General features: G+C 56.7%; 18 protein-coding genes and 1 pseudogene. 2 read left to right on the top strand and 17 right to left on the bottom strand.

Annotation, left to right across the window (positions count from 1 at the left end):
* Positions 1 to 157 precede the first annotated feature (157 nt).
* The 14 genes from AB5Y92_RS01585 to yceD form a co-directional block, all read right to left on the bottom strand.
* Entirely contained in the window at positions 158 to 1,186 is a 1,029-nt protein-coding gene (locus AB5Y92_RS01585) for a site-specific integrase (protein ID WP_368225276.1), read from the bottom strand.
* A gap of 285 nt (positions 1,187 to 1,471) precedes the next feature.
* Positions 1,472 to 2,251, bottom strand: coding sequence for a TatD family hydrolase (locus tag AB5Y92_RS01580; RefSeq protein WP_368225274.1), 780 nt, complete (start codon positions 2,249 to 2,251; stop codon positions 1,472 to 1,474).
* 25 nt (positions 2,252 to 2,276) lie between these two features.
* On the bottom strand, positions 2,277 to 3,224 hold the full coding sequence (holB, locus tag AB5Y92_RS01575) for a DNA polymerase III subunit delta' (RefSeq protein WP_164536808.1): 948 nt from the start codon (positions 3,222 to 3,224) through the stop codon (positions 2,277 to 2,279).
* Positions 3,209 to 3,850 carry a dTMP kinase gene (gene tmk / locus AB5Y92_RS01570; RefSeq protein WP_100653775.1) on the bottom strand — a complete coding sequence of 214 codons (642 nt, stop codon included), beginning with the start codon at positions 3,848 to 3,850 and terminating at the stop codon, positions 3,209 to 3,211. The genes holB and tmk overlap by 16 nt, the downstream gene beginning before the upstream one ends.
* Positions 3,850 to 4,851, bottom strand: a complete 1,002-nt coding sequence (gene mltG / locus AB5Y92_RS01565; protein WP_164536807.1) for an endolytic transglycosylase MltG — start codon at positions 4,849 to 4,851, stop codon at positions 3,850 to 3,852. The genes tmk and mltG overlap by 1 nt, the downstream gene beginning before the upstream one ends.
* The gene (pabC, locus tag AB5Y92_RS01560) at positions 4,841 to 5,647 is read right to left on the bottom strand and encodes an aminodeoxychorismate lyase (protein WP_164536806.1); all 807 of its coding nucleotides are present in this window, start codon (positions 5,645 to 5,647) and stop codon (positions 4,841 to 4,843) included. Before pabC ends, mltG begins: the two co-directional genes overlap by 11 nt.
* A 68-nt stretch (positions 5,648 to 5,715) precedes the next feature.
* Positions 5,716 to 6,957 (bottom strand): beta-ketoacyl-ACP synthase II, encoded by a 1,242-nt coding sequence (fabF, locus tag AB5Y92_RS01555; protein ID WP_123173047.1) that lies wholly within the window; start codon positions 6,955 to 6,957, stop codon positions 5,716 to 5,718.
* 82 nt (positions 6,958 to 7,039) lie between these two features.
* Positions 7,040 to 7,276: an acyl carrier protein gene (gene acpP, locus AB5Y92_RS01550; RefSeq protein WP_005300909.1), complete on the bottom strand. Its 237-nt coding sequence runs from the start codon at positions 7,274 to 7,276 to the stop codon at positions 7,040 to 7,042.
* A gap of 158 nt (positions 7,277 to 7,434) precedes the next feature.
* Positions 7,435 to 8,169, bottom strand: coding sequence for a 3-oxoacyl-ACP reductase FabG (gene fabG, locus AB5Y92_RS01545; protein ID WP_005345545.1), 735 nt, complete (start codon positions 8,167 to 8,169; stop codon positions 7,435 to 7,437).
* 13 nt (positions 8,170 to 8,182) lie between these two features.
* Entirely contained in the window at positions 8,183 to 9,118 is a 936-nt protein-coding gene (gene fabD, locus AB5Y92_RS01540) for an ACP S-malonyltransferase (RefSeq protein ID WP_164537942.1), read from the bottom strand.
* Between the two features lie 71 nt (positions 9,119 to 9,189).
* Positions 9,190 to 10,149 carry a beta-ketoacyl-ACP synthase III gene (locus AB5Y92_RS01535; protein WP_040065495.1) on the bottom strand — a complete coding sequence of 320 codons (960 nt, stop codon included), beginning with the start codon at positions 10,147 to 10,149 and terminating at the stop codon, positions 9,190 to 9,192.
* 7 nt (positions 10,150 to 10,156) lie between these two features.
* Positions 10,157 to 11,176, bottom strand: coding sequence for a phosphate acyltransferase PlsX (plsX, locus tag AB5Y92_RS01530; RefSeq protein ID WP_005345550.1), 1,020 nt, complete (start codon positions 11,174 to 11,176; stop codon positions 10,157 to 10,159).
* Positions 11,177 to 11,185: 9 nt separating this feature from the next.
* Positions 11,186 to 11,353, bottom strand: coding sequence for a 50S ribosomal protein L32 (gene rpmF, locus AB5Y92_RS01525; RefSeq protein ID WP_005300935.1), 168 nt, complete (start codon positions 11,351 to 11,353; stop codon positions 11,186 to 11,188).
* Between the two features lie 19 nt (positions 11,354 to 11,372).
* Entirely contained in the window at positions 11,373 to 11,894 is a 522-nt protein-coding gene (gene yceD, locus AB5Y92_RS01520; RefSeq protein WP_005345553.1) for a 23S rRNA accumulation protein YceD, read from the bottom strand.
* Positions 11,895 to 12,013: 119 nt separating this feature from the next.
* Between yceD and AB5Y92_RS01515 the strand changes: the two genes are divergently transcribed.
* Positions 12,014 to 12,595: a nucleoside triphosphate pyrophosphatase gene (locus tag AB5Y92_RS01515; protein WP_368225270.1), complete on the top strand. Its 582-nt coding sequence runs from the start codon at positions 12,014 to 12,016 to the stop codon at positions 12,593 to 12,595.
* 101 nt (positions 12,596 to 12,696) lie between these two features.
* On the opposite strand, the gene AB5Y92_RS01510 is transcribed toward AB5Y92_RS01515, so the two are convergent.
* Both AB5Y92_RS01510 and rluC read right to left on the bottom strand, forming a co-directional pair.
* On the bottom strand, positions 12,697 to 13,359 hold the full coding sequence (locus tag AB5Y92_RS01510) for an HAD-IA family hydrolase (RefSeq protein WP_368225268.1): 663 nt from the start codon (positions 13,357 to 13,359) through the stop codon (positions 12,697 to 12,699).
* On the bottom strand, positions 13,359 to 14,303 hold the full coding sequence (gene rluC / locus AB5Y92_RS01505; protein ID WP_042030945.1) for a 23S rRNA pseudouridine(955/2504/2580) synthase RluC: 945 nt from the start codon (positions 14,301 to 14,303) through the stop codon (positions 13,359 to 13,361). The genes AB5Y92_RS01510 and rluC overlap by 1 nt, the downstream gene beginning before the upstream one ends.
* A 412-nt stretch (positions 14,304 to 14,715) precedes the next feature.
* Between rluC and rne the strand changes: the two genes are divergently transcribed.
* A complete protein-coding gene (gene rne, locus AB5Y92_RS01500; protein WP_368225266.1) occupies positions 14,716 to 17,811 on the top strand; it encodes a ribonuclease E in 3,096 nt (1,031 codons plus the stop codon).
* Positions 17,812 to 17,877: 66 nt separating this feature from the next.
* Here rne and AB5Y92_RS01495 read toward each other — a convergent pair.
* A pseudogene (locus tag AB5Y92_RS01495) lies at positions 17,878 to 18,128 on the bottom strand (DDE-type integrase/transposase/recombinase); the annotation flags it as partial.

The raw sequence follows: 18,128 nt of genomic DNA, 5'->3' as shown, positions 1-18,128 counted from the left end.
TCCTTGCGATATTACGTTTCTGAGTTTGTTATCTCTCATCACATGCCATTATCCATTGGAAGATGCCCTTCCCCTTTGGGCTGTTGGCTGCACGGCAAATATATCATCAGATCAACAAGATATCATTTAACATAAAAAACGAAGTGACGCAGTTGTGTCAAAGCAAGCCATCAAGGGCATGATTGGAGAATTTATGGGCATCATCGAAGTACTCCTGCAGGGTTCGCATATCCTTGTGGCGAGTGACTTCAATGATCTTGTTCATCGGCTTTCCGGCAGTCACCGCCGAGGTGATAAATCCACGCCGCAGGCTATGGCCACTGACATAGAGATCATCGATGGTTTGGCCAGTTCGCCGCTTGATCATCAGATTGATGCCCTGGGGGCCGAGTGGTTCGGCCATCAGTTGCCCCCAACGATTCATGCGTCGAAACAGTGGCCCCTCGCTGATCCGACTTTTGTGTAGCCACTTTTGCAGTGCCGAGACGGGACAGTAGTGCTTGCCCGGGATCAGGGCGATCTCGGTTTCATGCAGCTGATGCTTGCTCGGTTTGAGGCGAAGGCGGATCCCCTGCCCCACAAAATCGAGATCGCTCACCTCAATTCTGGCTGCTTCCGAGCGGCGCAAGGCGCCACTGAACATCAAGAGCAGCAGGGTGTGATCACGCAAGCCAGCCAGATCACCGGTGTCGATGCCATCCAGCACCTGGGTCAATGGTTGCAGCGTCAGGGCGCCGGTTTTGCGTTTACGGTTATCCCCCAACCTGACAATACCGCGCATCATCTCCTTGATTTCGGGATGTTCGGTGGGCATGGGGTGAATGCCTTTCTGCTTGAAGGCATAACGGATCCCAGCCAGCCGTCTCACCAGGGTTGCCGGTTTTCGAGGTTCACCGTTACGCAGTTCTCCCTTCCCCTCCTCTTTATCCAGCCATATCCAGTCGGCCAATACGCCGTCGGCCTGATCAGCGAGAAAATTCATGATGTCGTGATGGGTCGTTTGTAGCGGATCCAGCCCGTGCAATTGACACCAGAAGACAAAAATACGGGTATCCGCCTGATAGGCATTGAGGGTGGAATCCGCTTTTGCACTGCGCAAAAAGCGGCGTGCCCGACTATTTAGCTGCGCATCGAAAACAGTCTGCAGTGACTGATGAGCTGGATTGGACAAGGATGGATATGCCACGGAACTCTATGATTCATATGAAGTTTGAGAGGATCTTACAGGATCCTTCCCATACATCAAGTATCGATAATGAATATTATCGATACTTAGAACATCTTATTTCAATACCCTTTGACCACACTGAATAAAGGAAACATAGGAATATCATTCGACCCAGTTTAGCAGAAGCGAAAAAGTAAAATTGGCAGGATGATGTGAGAGATAACGCAGCTCGGTGTTTATATTCAGGTGGGTAATCAGCTTGGTATTTGAAATATAAAAGCCCCGAGCAACGGGGCTTGGGGATTATTTTTTCGCCAGCTTGAATAGTTCAAAGAAATTCCGGCTGGTGGCTTCTGCCAATTCATTAAGCGGAATCTGACGCAGATCGGCAATAAACTGCGCAACGTCTCGCACAAAGGCGGGTTCGTTCTCCCTCCCCCGATGCGGTACGGGGGCAAGATAGGGCGAGTCGGTTTCGACCAGCAATCTGTCGAGGGGCAGAGCCTTAACCACCTCTTGCAATGCAGACGCATTTTTGAAGGTGGCGATCCCGGAGATGGATATATAGAACCCCATCGCCATTGCTGCTTCTGCCATTTCGAGGGATTCAGTGAAGCAGTGCAGCACACCGCCAACCTGATCAGCGCCCTCTTCACGCATGATCTGCAAGGTATCTTGCTGGGCATCGCGGGTATGGATGATCAGCGGCTTGTTCAGCGCGCGAGCAATCCGGATATGTTCGCGGAAAGAGGCTTGCTGAACTTCCTTGTTCTCGGGCGAGTAAAAGTAATCGAGACCGGTTTCGCCGATGGCGATCACTCTTTCGTCCGCAGCCTGTGTCAGCAACAAGGCTGCATCCACCCCGGGTTCCTGATTGAGCGGGTGTACCCCGCAAGAGGCAAATACCTGGGGATAGGGGGCGATCGCCTCGAGCATGGTCGGGAACTGTGTCTGAGTCACACTGACACAGAGAAAATATCCCACGTCCAGTTTCGCGGCCTTGGCCAGTACATCAGCCATGCTGGTCTGCTTGCTGCCATAGCTGAGGCGATCGAGATGACAGTGGGAATCAACGAGTAACATATAAAACCTTTCTGCTTGTCGGTACTTATAACCAGCGACTGAGCCAGTTCATCAGATGGATGGTGGGATTGGAGAGCTGGCCCGGCTGGCATGCCGCTTTCAGGGCTACCAGATCTTGTTCTGCCTCCAGCAGTTTTTCGCTGGAGTGCTGCTCCGCCAACCGCTGGCTCAAGATTGCCAAGTCCGGCATCGCCAGCTGATGGTGACCACATCCTGCCTGGGTTTTCAGGGCATCGCACAAGAAGAGCTGCAACCAGTGCAACCTGACCTGCGTCTCCTGACCAAGCTGGCTGCACAAAGCCGTTGCCTTGACCGGACTTTGACTCAGGGCGACAAACTGCTCCAGCAGTTCGCGGCGAGTCCCGTCCTGTTGCTGCTCGATATAGTCGAGTACCCGCAGCGGGGCCCCCTGACAGATCCGCACCTGAGCCAGAGTGGCCTGATGACCCTGCTCGGCCAACCAGCGTACTGTCTCCCCTTCTGCAGGCAACTGACAGACATGTTTGTGACAGCGACTAAGAATAGTGGGAAGCAACCGGGAAACCTGGGAAGCGATCAGCAACAGCAAGCTGTCGCCGGCCGGCTCTTCCAGGGTTTTCAGCAGGGCATTTGCCGCCGATTCGGTCATCCGCTCCGCATCAGGAATGATCACCACCTTGCCACGGCCGAGCTGTGCAGAGCCCTGCAGCCGGGTGCAGATCTCGCGAATGGCCTCGACCCCGATGGTCTTGCTGTCGCGCGTTATGGTGCCGAGATCCGGGTGGTTGCCCTTGTCAAACAGCTGGCAAGAGTGGCAGTGGCCGCACGGCTCTCCGCGATCCGGTTGCTGGCAAAGGTGCAAACGTGCCAGCCGCTCGGCCAGTTGCTCCTTGCCAAGACAGGGATCGCCCAGCAACAACCAGGCGTGACCGAGACGTCCGGACTGGGCCGTCTGGCTCAGGGCATGCCAGTCGGGGATCAGCCAGGGATACATAGCGGCTCGTTCGACAGATAGTGATCTAATGCACACTCAATGGACGTTTTGACCTGTTCCGGCGTTTGCGCCGCATCGATCACCACAATGGAGTCATCCTTGGCGGCCAGTTCGAGATAACGAGTTCGGGTACGCTCGAAGAAGCTCAGTTGCTCCAGTTCGATGCGATCCAGCTCGCCACGATGACGCGCGCGCTGCAAGCCAAGGGCGGGATCGATATCGAGATAAAGGGTGAGATCCGGCTTGAAGTTGCCGAGCACTGCCTGCTTGATGGCTCCGATAAGCTGTGCATCGATACCACGGCCGCCACCCTGATAGGCCTGGGAGGAGAGATCGTGGCGATCCCCCACCACCCAGACACCGTCGGCCAGTGCGGGTTTGATGCGGGTCTCCACCAGTTGTACCCGGGAGGCATACATCAGCAGCAATTCCGCCTCGATGGTGAGGCGCTCGTCGTGCACCTCCTTGACGATGGCCCGCATCCGCTCGGCCAGCGGCGTACCACCCGGCTCGCGGGTGCACTCGATCCGGTTGATACCGTGACGCTGTAGATAGTCGGTCACATAACGAACGGCCGAGCTCTTCCCTGCCCCTTCCAATCCTTCGATCACAATAAATTTAGACATTAGGGTTTCTTCAATATGTATTCGCGAACCGCCCGATTGTGTTCATCGAGGGTCTTGGAGAAATAGTGGGCACCGCCCCCCTTGGCGACAAAGTAGAGATAATCGGTCGATTTGGGGTTAAGCGCAGCTTCGATGGAGGCCTTGCCCGGCATGGCAATAGGCGTGGGCGGCAGGCCGTCGATCACATAGGTGTTGTAGGGATTCTTGTCGGTCAGATCGCTGCGGCGAATATTGCCATCGTAGCGATCCTTCACCCCGTAAATGACGGTGGGATCGGTTTGCAACTTCATGCCCAGACGTAGACGATTGACAAACACCGAGGCGATCTGTGCCCGCTCGTCCGGCTGACCGGTCTCTTTCTCGATGATGGAGGCCATGATCAACGCCTCGTAGGGGGTCTTGTAAGGCAGGTTGGCCTGACGTTTCTCCCAGCTTTGCTGCAGGAAAGTTTCCATATCCTGATGGGCACGACGCAGGATCGAGAGATCGCTGGCATGGGTGGTATAGGCGTAGGTTTCCGGCAGGAACCACCCCTCCAGCTTGCCATTCTCGATGCCTAGTTCCTGCGCCAGGTCGGCTTCGGATTGCTCGACGGTCAACCGCTCAAGGTATGGGGCACTGGAGAGTTGCTTCTGCCAATCCTCGAAACGGGAACCTTCGACGAAGGTGAGGCTGAAGTGAAACTCCTTGCCCGATGCGAACAGAGAGAGGGTCTCCTTGAGAGGGGCCCCTTCCTTGATTTCGTAGGTACCCGATTTGATGGCCACCAGTTCGGGATGGCTGCGCAGCCAGAGCCGCACCGCCCAGGGGCTGGTTTCACCCTCCCCCAGTTCGGCGATGAGACGCGCCGCATGGGCGCCCTTCTCCACCGTAAAGAGCCGGGTCGGCCCCTTGTTGGTGAGCGTCTCTACCTGTTGCCATTTGTAATGTACATAGCCCCCGGAAGCGGCTACCGTCAGTGCCGCCCCCGCGAGCAGGGTGTAAAGCCGATTAAACTTCAATGACCAAACGCTCCTGTAAACGGCGACTCAATACCGCTGGAGGATAGTGAATATCCTCGATGCCATTGACCGGCACGACCCCCATCAGGGTATTGGTGAGCCACACCTCTTCAGCCTGCCATAGTGACTCCAGCGGAGCCTCTACCACACGCAACTCAATACTCATCTGTTTCAACATCGCCATAACCTGGCGGCGCATGATGCCATCGACACCACCGCGGGCGAGATCGGGCGTAAACACCGTCTTGCCCCGACGCCAAAACAGATTGGCACTGACCCCTTCAATCAGAAAACCACGACTGTTAAGCACTATCCCTTCGACTGCATTTCGGCTGACAAGTTCGCTTTTCAGCAATACCTGCTCCATACGATTCAAGGTTTTAAGCCCGGCCAGCATAGGCGCATCACCGATCCGCTGGCGGCACACCACCATCTCGATCCCCGCTTGTTGCCACTGGCCATAGTGAGTGGGAAATGGCGCCAGAGTGACAATCCGGGTTGTGTGTTGACATCCGCTGCCATCATAGCCCCGCCCCCCCTGGCCGCGGGTCAGGATCACCTTGGCCACGCATTGTGGCTGGTCGGCCACCATCTCTTCAACCTCCCGGGTCAAGAGGTCCCAGTCCGGTTCAACCAATCCCAGCCGGTTATTGGCCAGCTGCAACCGTGCCAGATGGGCAGGCCACTGCAACACGCGACCATCCCTGACCGCCATGGTGGTGAAATGACCGTCACCATAAGCCAGCCCCCGATCATAGGCCGAGATGGTATCAAGCTTCATGCCATTGATAAGCAAAGGGATCCCTCCGATAAAAAAGGCCCGATACCGGCAGTATCGGGCCTGTGTCTTTGCCCTGCGGCAAATTATACGCGTTTGAAGATCAGTGAGCCATTGGTGCCGCCAAAACCAAACGAGTTGGAAAGGGCGTACTCGAAGCTGCCTGACTTGGCAACATGGGGCACCAGATCCAGATCGCACTCATCATCCGGGTTGTCCAGGTTGATGGTAGGCGGAGCCACCTGATCACGCAGGGCCAACACAGTGATGATCGCCTCGATGGCACCGGCGGCTCCCAGCAGGTGACCGGTCATGGACTTGGTGGAGCTGACCATCAGGGATTTGGCGTGCTCACCAAACACCGACTTCATGCCACGCAGCTCGGCCACATCACCCAGCGGGGTGGAGGTACCGTGCGCGTTGATGTAACCAATCTGCTCGGGGGCAATGCCGGCATCTTTGATGGCATTTTTCATGGCACGAGCGCCACCGTTGCCATCTGCAGGAGGCGCAGTCATGTGGTACGCGTCACCGCTCATGCCAAAACCGACCAGCTCGGCGTAGATCTTGGCGCCACGGGCCTTGGCGTGTTCGTACTCTTCCAGCACCAGTACCCCGGCACCGTCACCCAATACGAAACCATCGCGATCTTTATCCCACGGACGGCTCGCTTTTTGCGGCTCGTCGTTGCGGTTGGAGAGTGCCTTAGCGGCAGCAAAACCACCCATCCCCATCGCGGTGGAGGCTTTCTCGGCACCGCCGGCGACCATCACATCGGCATCACCGTAAGCGATCATCCGGCCAGCCATACCGATGGCATGGGTACCAGTGGTACAGGCGGTCGTCACGGCGATGTTCGGCCCTTGCAGACCTTTCATGATGGAAAGATGACCGGACACCATATTGATGATGGTGGACGGAACGAAGAAGGGACTGATCTTGCGCGGGCCGCCGTTAACCAGGCTTTCGTGGTTCTGTTCAATCAGACCCAGACCGCCGATACCGGAGCCAATCGCCACGCCGACACGTTCGGCATTCTCTTCATTGATGGTCAGGCCGGAATCATCCAGTGCCTGCATACCGGCTGCGATGCCGTATTGAATGAAGAGATCCATCTTGCGAGCGTCTTTACGGTTGATGCCGTATTGCTCGGGATCGAAATCCTTGACCAGACCTGCGAAGCGGGTTGCAAACTCGCTGGCATCAAAATGTTCGATAAGGGAAATGCCGCTCTGCCCGTTGAGCAGTGCTTGCCAGCTGGATTCGGCAGTGTTACCCACCGGGGAAAGCATCCCCAAGCCGGTCACCACGACTCTGCGTTTTGACACTGAGGTAGTCTCCGAGAGGTGTTTTGAAAGGGAACAAATACAAAAGAAGCGGCCCTTGGGCCGCTTCTTTCAGAACAGGAACTTATTCCTGATTAGCGGTGATGTAGTCGATAGCCGCTTGAACAGTGGTGATCTTCTCGGCTTCTTCATCAGGAATTTCGGTATCGAATTCTTCTTCCAGCGCCATTACCAGTTCAACGGTATCCAAAGAGTCAGCGCCCAGGTCGTCGACGAAGGAGGCAGCGTTCTTAACGTCTTCCTCTTTAACACCCAGTTGTTCGATGATGATTTTCTTTACGCGTTCTTCGATGTTGCTCATGACCTGAATTTTCCTTTAAAAATACGCTATTTGCGTCTGGTTGGGGTAGTTTATTCAATTGACGTGAGTTTGCAAGTAGCTTGCCGCTGGTCAAACCACGAAATGTGCCAAACTTCGGCGTACTATCGCAAATTTGAACAGATCTTACGACAAATTGATTACACCATGTACATCCCGCCATTAACATGCAGGGTTTCGCCGGTGATATAGGCTGCTTCATCAGAAGCCAAGAATACCACAGCTGCGGCAATTTCTTTTGGATCACCCAAACGGGCGGCAGGCACCTGACTCATGATGCCGGCACGTTGATCGTCATTCAGGGCACGGGTCATGTCGGTTTCGATGAAACCGGGAGCAACCGCGTTCACTGTGATACCACGGGATGCCACTTCCCGCGCCAACGATTTGGTAAAACCAACCAGACCGGCCTTGGCGGCAGCATAGTTGACCTGACCGGCATTGCCCATGGTTCCCACCACTGAGCCAATGCTGATGATGCGACCATGACGTTTCTTCATCATGGCACGCAACACCGGTTTGCTCAGACGGTAAAGTGAGGTCAGATTGGTATCGATGATCTCGTTCCACTCGTCATCTTTCATCCGCATCAACAGGTTGTCACGTGTGATGCCCGCATTGTTGATCAGGATATCGATGTCGCCAAAGCGCGCCTTGATGGCGGCGAAGACGGCTTCGATGGATTCCTGGCTGGTCACGTTCAGTGCCATACCGCAACCCTGCTCACCCAGATAGGCGCTGATCGCCTCGGCACCGCTCTCGCTGGTTGCCGTTCCGACCACTTTGGCGCCACGGGCCGCGAAAGTTTCGGCAATTGCACGGCCGATGCCACGACTGGCACCGGTCACCAACACAACCTTATCGGTAAAGCTCATTACTTGCTCCTGTTTACTTGATCTGGGCCAGCGCCTGCTCGAAAGAGACGGCATCGTTAGCGTGAATACCTTCCACGCGCTTGTCGATACGCTTGGCGAGCCCGGTCAACACTTTGCCCGGTCCCATCTCGATCTCGAGGGTAACCCCCTCGTTGGCCATCCGCTCGACAGTCTCGGTCCAACGAACCGGGCTGAACAGCTGACGTACCAGCGCTTGCTTGATGGCGGCCGGATCCTGTTCACAGGATACGTCGACATTATTGATGACAGCGATGGTTGGAACCTTGATCTCGATCCCGTCCAGCGCAGCTGCCAGTTTTTCTGCGGCAGGTTTCATCAACGCGCAGTGAGACGGTACGGAGACTGGCAGCGGCAACGCACGCTTGGCGCCCGACTCTTTCATCAGCACGTTGGCGCGCTCAACGGCCTCTTTGTGACCGGCGATAACCACCTGGCCCGGAGAGTTGAAGTTGACCGGAGAGACCACCTGCCCTTCTGCCGCTTTTTCGCAGTTGGCGACGATGGATTCGTTATCCAGGCCGATGATGGCCGCCATGGCGCCGGTGCCTTCCGGTACCGCTTCCTGCATGGCCAGACCACGCAGCTCGACCAGTTTGACCGCATCGGCAAAATCGAGTGCGCCGCTGCAAACCAGCGCGGAGTACTCACCCAGGCTGTGACCCGCCATCATGGCAGGCGTTGCCCCACCCTGCTGTTGCCACAGGCGCCACAGGGCGACAGAGGCTGTCAGCAGCGCAGGCTGAGTGCGCCAGGTTTTGTTCAGATCTTCAACCGGACCATCCATCACCAGGGCAAACAGGTCATAACCCAGCACCTGGCTCGCCTCGGCGAAGGTCTCCTTGATCACGGCATGTTGTTCGGCCAGCTCGGCCAGCATGCCTACGGACTGGGAACCTTGTCCCGGGAAGGCAATGGCAAATTGGGTCATCATTGATTCCTTTTAGATAAGACAAAAATGAAATCGGTGACGGAATGATGGAGACACCATCCCGCCGAAGATCAGAGGCGAACCAGCGCCGAGCCCCAAGCAAAACCGCCGCCAAAGGCTTCCAGCAGTACCAGCTGACCCGGTTTGATCCGGCCATCCCGCACCCCTTCGTCGAAGGCGACAGGGACGGACGCAGCAGAAGTGTTGCCGTGCTTATCGAGGGTCAACACCACTTTATCGAGGCTCATACCCAACTTCTTGGCTGTGGCGCTGATGATGCGGAAGTTGGCTTGATGCGGCACCAGCCAGTCCAGCTCGCTCGGCTCGATGCCAGCTGCGGCCAACGTCTCGGTGACGATCTCGCTCAAACGGGTGACCGCGACCTTGAAGACATCGTTGCCCTTCATATACATGTAGGCTTCGAGCTCGGCACCCGGCATGCCGCGACGGGGATGAGGCAGCTTGAGCAGCTCGCCATAACGGCCATCGGCATGGAGATGGGTAGAGAGGATGCCCGGCGTCTCGCTGGCACCGACAATCACAGCCCCTGCCCCATCGCCAAACAGGATGATGGTGCCGCGATCTTGCGGATCGCACATGCGGGAGAGCACATCGGCCCCGACGACCAGCACATGGCGGGCGGCGCCGGATTTGACGAACTGATCGGCAATGGAGAGCGCATAAGTGAAGCCTGCGCAAGCAGCAGCCACGTCAAAGGCAGGAATGCCCGGAACGCCGAGCAGCCCCTGCAGCTCGCAGGCGGCAGCCGGGAAGGCATTTTCAGCACTGGTGGTGGCCAGCACTATCATATCGAGATCGGCAGCGGTCAGGCCGGCTGCATCCAGGGCGCGCAGGGCGGCCTGGTAAGAGAGGGTGGCAACGGTTTCGTCAGCCCCGGCAATACGGCGCTCACGGATACCGGTGCGTTCCACGATCCACTCATCACTGGTCTCAACCATCTGCTCGAGATCGGCGTTAGTCCGCACTGAACTCGGCAGGTAGCTGCCAGTACCCAGAATTTTGCTATGCATAGAGTTCTTATAGATCCCTGTCAGAGAAGACAGCTTCAAGGCGATCTGCTATTTGCAGTGGAAGTTGATGTTTGGCCTCTTGTGCGGCCAGCAGGATCGCATTACACAGAGCGCGCCGTTCGGCCCGCCCATGACTTTTTACCACAATGCCACGCAATCCTAACAGACTTGCTCCGTTATACTGGTCGGGGTTCAGGTAAGAAAAACGCCGTTTGAACATAAATCCGGCGATCCGGCCAAGAAAAGTGCGTTTCTTGCGGGGATATCCGGCCAGCTGAGCCATCATCCGCACCACCCCTTCTGCCGTCTTGAGGGAGACATTGCCGACAAAACCGTCGCAGACGATCACGTCGCTGTCGCCGCTGAAGATGCGATCCCCTTCGATGAACCCGACATAATTGAGTGCGGGACACTGACGCAACAATTCGGCGCTGTGGCGCACCAGATCGTTGCCCTTGATCTCCTCCTCGCCGATGTTGAGCAAGGCAACACGGGGTGATGCAATGCCTTCTACCTTTTCGGCCACGACGGAGCCCATCACCGCAAACTGCAGCAAGGTATCCGCATCGCAACTGACGTTGGCGCCTAGATCCAGCATCACGGTACGTTTGCCGCTCAATGTCGGCAGCGCCTTGATAAGGGCTGGTCTGTCTACCCCGGGCAGGGATTTGAGCACGCACTTGGCCATCGCCATCAACGCACCGGTATTGCCAGCACTGACGCAGGCATCGGCCTCACCGGCTTTCACCAGATTGAGTACCACCCGCATGGAGGAGTCTTTCAGAGTTCGCAGCGCCACGATCGGTTTATCACCCATGCCAACCACCTGGGATGCATGTACGAAACGAACGCGGGGATGATTCAGCAAGCCATGTTGCTGCAGCAGAGAGGAGGTCTGGTGCTGGTCGCCGACCAGGATCAGTTTTAGCTGGGGTAAAAGAGACAGTGCCTGCACGGCGGCAGGCACTGTTTCCGAGGGGCCAATATCTCCCCCCATGATGTCTAGCGCGACAGTTTGCGTAGACAAAGGCAATCCTTAAGCGATTACCTTTTTACCGCGGTAGAAACCATCGGCAGTCACGTGGTGACGACGATGAATTTCGCCACTGGTCTGATCAACAGTCAGGGCAGCGGTGGTCAGCGCATCGTGGGAACGACGCATGCCACGCTTGGCACGGGTTTTACGGTTCTGTTGTACGGCCATTGTAGGCTAACTCCTAAATTCACTTACGTTTAAGCTCTTCAAGAACTGCAAAGGGATTCGGCCGCTCATCAGCAGGTTCGATTTCACCCCAGGTCATCTCCATGTTTCCTCTCGGGCATGCATCCAGAGAATGCATTGCGACTTGAGGCAACGAGAGGATGAGTTCATCCTCCAGGATTTGATGAAGATCTATCTCGCCGTTTTCGTCCAACTCAATGGGCTCATAAGCTTCCGGCAGTTCTTCCTCGTTTGTTCTTTCGAACAGCGGAGTGTAGATAAATTCAGCTTCACAGAGGTGTTCGAATGTCTCTCCGCAACGTTGGCAAACCAGGTCAACCTTGGCATGGGCAGTGCCTTTCATAACGGTCAACTTCTGGACATCTTTGCCAAAGTGCAGTGATACCTCGATATCACTCTGCAAGCCAGCGGTTGATTCCTCCAGCCTGGGCATCTGCGACTTTTCCACTATCCCGATGTAATCGAGCAGCTTCAAGGCACTACGGACTGGATCAACCTTAACGGGCAACTTCACCTTTTGCATAGGGCGCGAATAATATAGGTCCAACAACTGATAGTCAAAGGAAAAAGTCCTTACCGCCGATGATTTTAACGTCACAAGTCCCTAGAATGCCGGTACTTGCTTTCATCGGTAACTCGATTATGCCACAGAATCTGATCCTCGCCTCAACTTCTCGCTATCGCAAAGCCCTGCTGGAGAAGCTCGGACTCCCATTTGAATGTGCCGCCCCCGATGTGGATGAGCAAACACTGGCTGGCGAATCCGCCGAGGCGCTGGTGGCCAGACTGGCTCGTGCCAAGGCTGATGCCATCGCCCGACATCGTGATCACGGCTTGATCATCGGCTCTGATCAGGTGTGTGTCTGCAATAATCATATCCTCGGCAAACCGGGCACCATCGACAATGCCATCGCCCAGCTGATGGCGGCTCAAGGTCGCAGCGTCACCTTTTACACCGGGCTGTGCGTACTTAACGCTGCAACCAATGAGATTCATCAATTGATTGAACCGTTTACGGTCCACTTTCGCGATCTCGACGAATCCGCCATTCGCCGCTATGTAGAGGCAGAATTGCCCCTAGATTGTGCGGGCAGCTTCAAATGTGAAGGGATGGGCATCGTGCTGTTCAAGGGGCTGGAGGGGCGCGATCCTAACGCCTTGATCGGTCTGCCACTGATCGGCCTGATCGAGCTGCTGGAGCGCCACGGTATTGCCCTGCCCTGATTACGGACGAAATAGATAAGCTAGATCGAGGATATAAAAAGCTCGGTCAATACACCGGGCTTCTGTTATCAATCAGATTGATGTCTGTTAAAAAGAGGCGTCTAAAACAGCGCGCGAAGAGCCTTCATGGAGTCCACCACCGCCACAGGTCCGTGACGACTGAGGGCATCCCGACTATCTACACCCCAAGTAACGCCGATGCGCGGCATGGCAATTGCCTCGGCCATCGCCATATCGTGAACAGAGTCGCCGATCATGACGGCCTGCCGGGGTGACAGCCCCAGCTCGTCCAGGATCTGCTCAAGCATCAGCGGATCAGGCTTGGAGCGAGCCTCATCGGCCCCACGACTGGTCACAAACAACGAGCGCAGCCCGGTCTCATCCAATACCCGATCCAGCCCACGGCGCGATTTGCCGGTAGCGATGGCCAGTTGCAGCCCTCGTAACTGCCAGTCATGCAGCAACTCCCCAGCCCCGGCAAACAGCGGGCTGGGGATCGCGTCGTGCAGATAGTGATGACGATAGCGATCGATGATTGCGGCAATCTGGCGCTCACCGCTGGTGGCGCCACTGCCACTGCATAAGGGGAACAGACGGGACATGGCGACATCGAGGCTCAATCCGATGATCTGCCGGATCTGGGCTGGTGCAGGTACCGCCAGCTCACAATCTCTGGCGGCCCCCTGCACACAGGCCACAATCCGGCCCACCGAATCCATCAAGGTACCGTCCCAATCGAAAATGGCGAGCCGGATGTCCTGCATCAGCGTGGCAAGCCGTTGAGGAAGTTGTCGAGTTCAGGTGCCAGCGGTGCTTCTACCTGCATCTCGCGACCATCGGCCGGATGGGTGAAGCTGAGCTTCCAGGCATGCAAAAAGAGCCGTTTCAGCCCTTGGCTGCGCATTTTCTCGTCAAACGCCGCTTCACCGTACTTATCGTCACAGGCGATCGGATGGCCGGCATGCAGGGTATGCACGCGGATCTGGTGGGTACGGCCGGTGATGGGGCTGCACTCGACCAGGGTCGCTTCGGCAAATTGACGCACGATACGGAACCGGGTTTCGGAGGGCTTGCCATCGGCACTGACCCGCACCACCCGTTCGCCAGACTGCAGGTCGTTTTTGCGCAGCGGCGCATTGACCACCTTGACGTGAGCCTGCCATTTGCCACGCACCAGCGCCAGATACTGCTTGCGCATGGTCTTGACCCGCAACTGCTCATGCAGACTGCGCAGGGCGCTGCGTTTCTTGGCAACCAGCAATACACCAGAGGTGTCGCGATCAAGTCGATGAACCAGTTCGAGAAAACGGGCTTCCGGCCGCAGGGCTCGCAGCCCCTCGATAACACCAAAGCTCAGGCCGCTGCCACCGTGTACTGCCATGCCGGAGGGCTTGTTCAGCACGATCATGGCATCGTCTTCGAACAGGATCTGGCTCTCCAGACGCTGGATAACCCCGAGGTTTGCCGAAGGCAGCTCATTCTTCTCGGCAACGCGCACGGGGGGCACCCGCACCTCGTCACCTGCGCAGAGTTTGTACTCCGGTTTGATGCGCTTTTTGTTTACTCGCACTTCACCTTTGCGAAGGATGCGATAGATCAGGCTCTTGGGGACGCCCTTTAGCTGAGTCTTGAGAAAATTGTCTATGCGCTGCCCGTCATGCTCAGCTTCGATGGTGAGCAGCTGCACTTGTTGATGTATCTGTGTCATGGCGCGGATTTTACCACTGCCAGCGCCCCTTGGCTGCTGGTTTGTTGAAAAATGGCGCCTTGCTATAAAAGAGGTTTAAATGGGATAATAAACAAGGTTTTGTCATTGTGTTCAAGCCTTGTACTAAGTGGCCAAAAAGTATGCCACCCAATCCCGAAACACCGTGTATACAAGAACATGACGGTTCCCGGGTGCGAGGTACAACGCATGGAGAACACAAACATCACCGTTTATTTGTCTCCATTTCGGCATCCTTATTCATCTCTTCTCGAGAAAAGATGACCAGAACGCCCTTAGTTTGCGCCTCATGCATACCCCAACCGGGAGGTTGCCCCAGTATGCTGAAGACCCGAGGCCGGCGCTGGCAGGACCCAGATGGAGGAAATCAAAATGACACAATAATGAGAACTCAATGAAAAGAATGCTTATCAACGCAACTCAAGAAGAGGAGTTGCGCGTAGCGCTGGTTGACGGACAACAGCTCTACGATTTGGATATTGAAAGTCCGGGACACGAGCAGAAGAAAGCGAACATTTACAAGGGTAAGATCACCCGCGTAGAACCCAGCCTTGAAGCTGCTTTTGTTGATTACGGCGCCGAGCGCCACGGTTTCCTGCCGTTGAAGGAGATCGCCCGCAATTACTTCCCCTCCGGTTACTCCTATCAGGGTCGTCCCAACATCAAAGAAGTGGTCCGCGAAGGTCAGGAAGTTATCGTCCAGATCGACAAGGAAGAGCGTGGCACCAAGGGTGCAGCCCTCACCACCTTTATCAGCCTGGCAGGTAGCTACCTGGTACTGATGCCCAACAACCCCCGTGCCGGTGGTATCTCCCGCCGCATCGAGGGTGATGAGCGGACTGAACTGAAAGAAGCCCTGAGCGGATTGACCGTGCCGGAAGGCATGGGCCTGATCGTGCGCACTGCCGGTGTAGGCAAGTCTCCGGAAGAGCTGGAGTGGGATCTGAACGTCCTGCTCAATCACTGGGACTCCATCCACAAGGCCTCTCAAGAGCGCGCGGCACCGGTGCTGATCCACCAGGAAAGCAACGTCATCGTGCGTGCCATCCGTGACTATCTGCGTCGCGATGTGGGCGAGATCCTGATCGACAATCCGGTGATTTTTGAACGTGCCAAGGCCCATATCGAGCTGGTACGTCCCGATTTCCTCAACCGCGTGAAGCTGTACAAGGGTGAAGTTGCCCTGTTCAATCACTTCCAGATTGAGAGCCAGATCGAATCAGCCTTCCAGCGTGAAGTGCGCCTCCCCTCCGGTGGCAGCATCGTTATCGATCCGACCGAAGCGCTGACCTCCATCGATATCAACTCCTCCCGCGCCACCAAAGGCGGCGATATCGAAGAGACTGCGCTGCAAACCAACCTGGAAGCGGCCGATGAAATTGCCCGTCAATTGCGTCTGCGCGACCTGGGTGGCCTGATCGTTATCGACTTCATCGACATGACGCCGGTTCGCCATCAGCGCGAAGTGGAAAACCGTCTGCGTGAAGCGGTTCATCAGGATCGTGCCCGCATCCAACTGGGTCGGATCTCCCGTTTCGGTCTGCTGGAGATGTCTCGCCAGCGTCTGCGCCCCTCTCTCAACGAGTCCAGCAGCCATATCTGCCCCCGTTGCCAGGGCCAAGGCGTGATCCGTGACAACGAATCCCTCGCCCTGTCCATCCTGCGTCTCATCGAAGAAGAGGCGATGAAGGACAACACCGAGCAGGTTCACGGCCAAGTGCCGGTGGATGTTGCCGCCTATCTGCTTAACGAGAAGCGCGCAGCTATCGCCAGTCTGGAGCAGCGCAATGATGTGCGTGTTTACATCATTCCGAACCAGCATCTGGAAACCCCGCACTACGAAGTTACCCGTATTCGTCAGAACGAGATCCCGGAAGCGGCCAGCTACGAGTTGAAAACCGAGATTGCCAAGCCGGTCTACCAGCCGAAGCAAGCTCAGGTGATCGAGCGTGAACAACCGCTGCTACAAGGCTTTGCCCAGCCGACTCAACCCGCGCCGGTTGCAGCTCAGCAGCAGACAGCCCCGGCCGTTGCCGCTGCACCTGCCGAAGCAGGTTTCTTCAGCAAGCTGATCAAAGGCATTACCGGCCTGTTCAGCAGCGATGCAGCCCCTGCCGAAGTAAAAGCTCCGGCTGATAAACCGGCTGCTCGTGAAGCACGCAAGGAAGAGGGTCAGCGTCATCAGCGCGAAGAAGGTCGTGGCCGTGGTCAGCGTCCTCGTCGTGACGACAACCGTGGCAACCGCAACAATGCGGAAGCTGGCGAGAAACGTGAAAATGGCAACCGCGAAGGTGGTGAAAACCGCAATCGTCGTCCCCGCAAAGAGCGCGAGCCTCGTCAGGAGCGTGAAGCCCGTGGTGAGGTGCGTAGCGAACAGCGCATGGAACGTGAATCCCGTCAGGAACGCGAGCCTCGCGAACCGCGCCAGGAACGTGCACCACGTCCAGCCCGTGAACCTCGTGCTCCCCGTGAGCCGCGCGCCGAAGTCGTTGTTGAAGCGGTAGACGCCGTTGATGCAACTGCCGTCCAGCCACGTCAGGAGAAAGAGCAGAAAGTGGCCGAGCGCCGCGAACGTCGTCAACTGCGCAAGCAGATCCGCGTCGATGTCACCGCTGCTGACACCCCTGCCCTGCCGGTTGACGAAGTACCAGCGCAAGCTGACGTGATCGATGCAACCGTGGGTAACGAGCAGGAAGAGCAGAGTGAAGGCCAGCGCCGTTCACGCCGCACTCCTCGCAGCCAACGTATCGAAGGTCAGCGCCGCAAGCGCATCAACGAAGATGGCCGCAGCCAGCGTGACGAAGAACAGCAAGATACCACCACTCTGACCACCGCAGCCCAGGCAGATATTGCCAAAGCGCAGGTTGAAGAGCCGGTAGTGCCTGTTGTTACCATCCCGAGCGCTGAAGCCGTCGCTGCTGCCCTGCAAGCCTCTGCTGCACTGACCGAGCATGTGGTTGTCGAAGCCGTTGCTGAAGAAGCTGCCGAGCAGGCTGCTGTCCAGGTCGAAGCAACTCAAGCCGATGTGATCGCTAGCCCGGTTGTTGCAGCTGTCGCAGAAGTCGTGGTTGCAGCACAGCCGGAAGTTGCCGTTGTCGCCGCTCCGGCTATCGACGTGGCGGCTGCTGAAGTCGTTGAAACTGCTCAGGTGGTTGAAGAGGCCCCTGCTGTCAACACTCCTGTCGTGGAAGCTGTACCGGCTGCAGTCGAGATGCAAGCTGCTGTTGTCGAAGCCCCGGCTCCTGCCGCTGCGGTTGCGGTGGAAGAGACTCCGGTCGTTACCAAACAGGTATCTCACGGTGCCGGCCTGCTGGCTCGTGCCCGCAAAGCATCCGCGCCGATGGCAACCCCTGCCGAAGCCCCTGCCCTGCCTGCTCGTGAGCCGGTTAACTACCCGCCGCTGGTACGCAACGAAGTGAGCACATCAGGTCGTCATGGCGGCAGCACTGCCGCCGTCAACGTGGCCACCTGCCCAGCCGGTCGCCCCTAAGCAACCCTGGTTGACCTCCTAAACAAAAGCCACACCAACCGGTGTGGCTTTTTTATGCCAGTTGTCCCAGAAGCTTTCTATCGGGGCATTGTCGAAGCAGTTCCCCTTGCGTGACATGGAGGTCTGCATGCCAAATTGTACCTGGAGAGCCCGGTAAGCCTTGACACAGTACTGACTGCCCCAGTCTGTGATGGATAAGCCCTACGGGCGGCCTCTTCTGCTGCACAGCCCGAAACAGCGCCTGACTGACCAACCCGGTGGTCATTCGCTCTCCCATCGCATAACCCACTATCTCACAGGTAAACACATCCTTGAGA

Source organism: Aeromonas sp. R1-1 (assembly GCF_040908495.1).
Classification (GTDB): Bacteria; Pseudomonadota; Gammaproteobacteria; order Enterobacterales; family Aeromonadaceae; genus Aeromonas; species Aeromonas veronii.
This window is presented reverse-complemented; position numbering and strand designations above follow the sequence as displayed.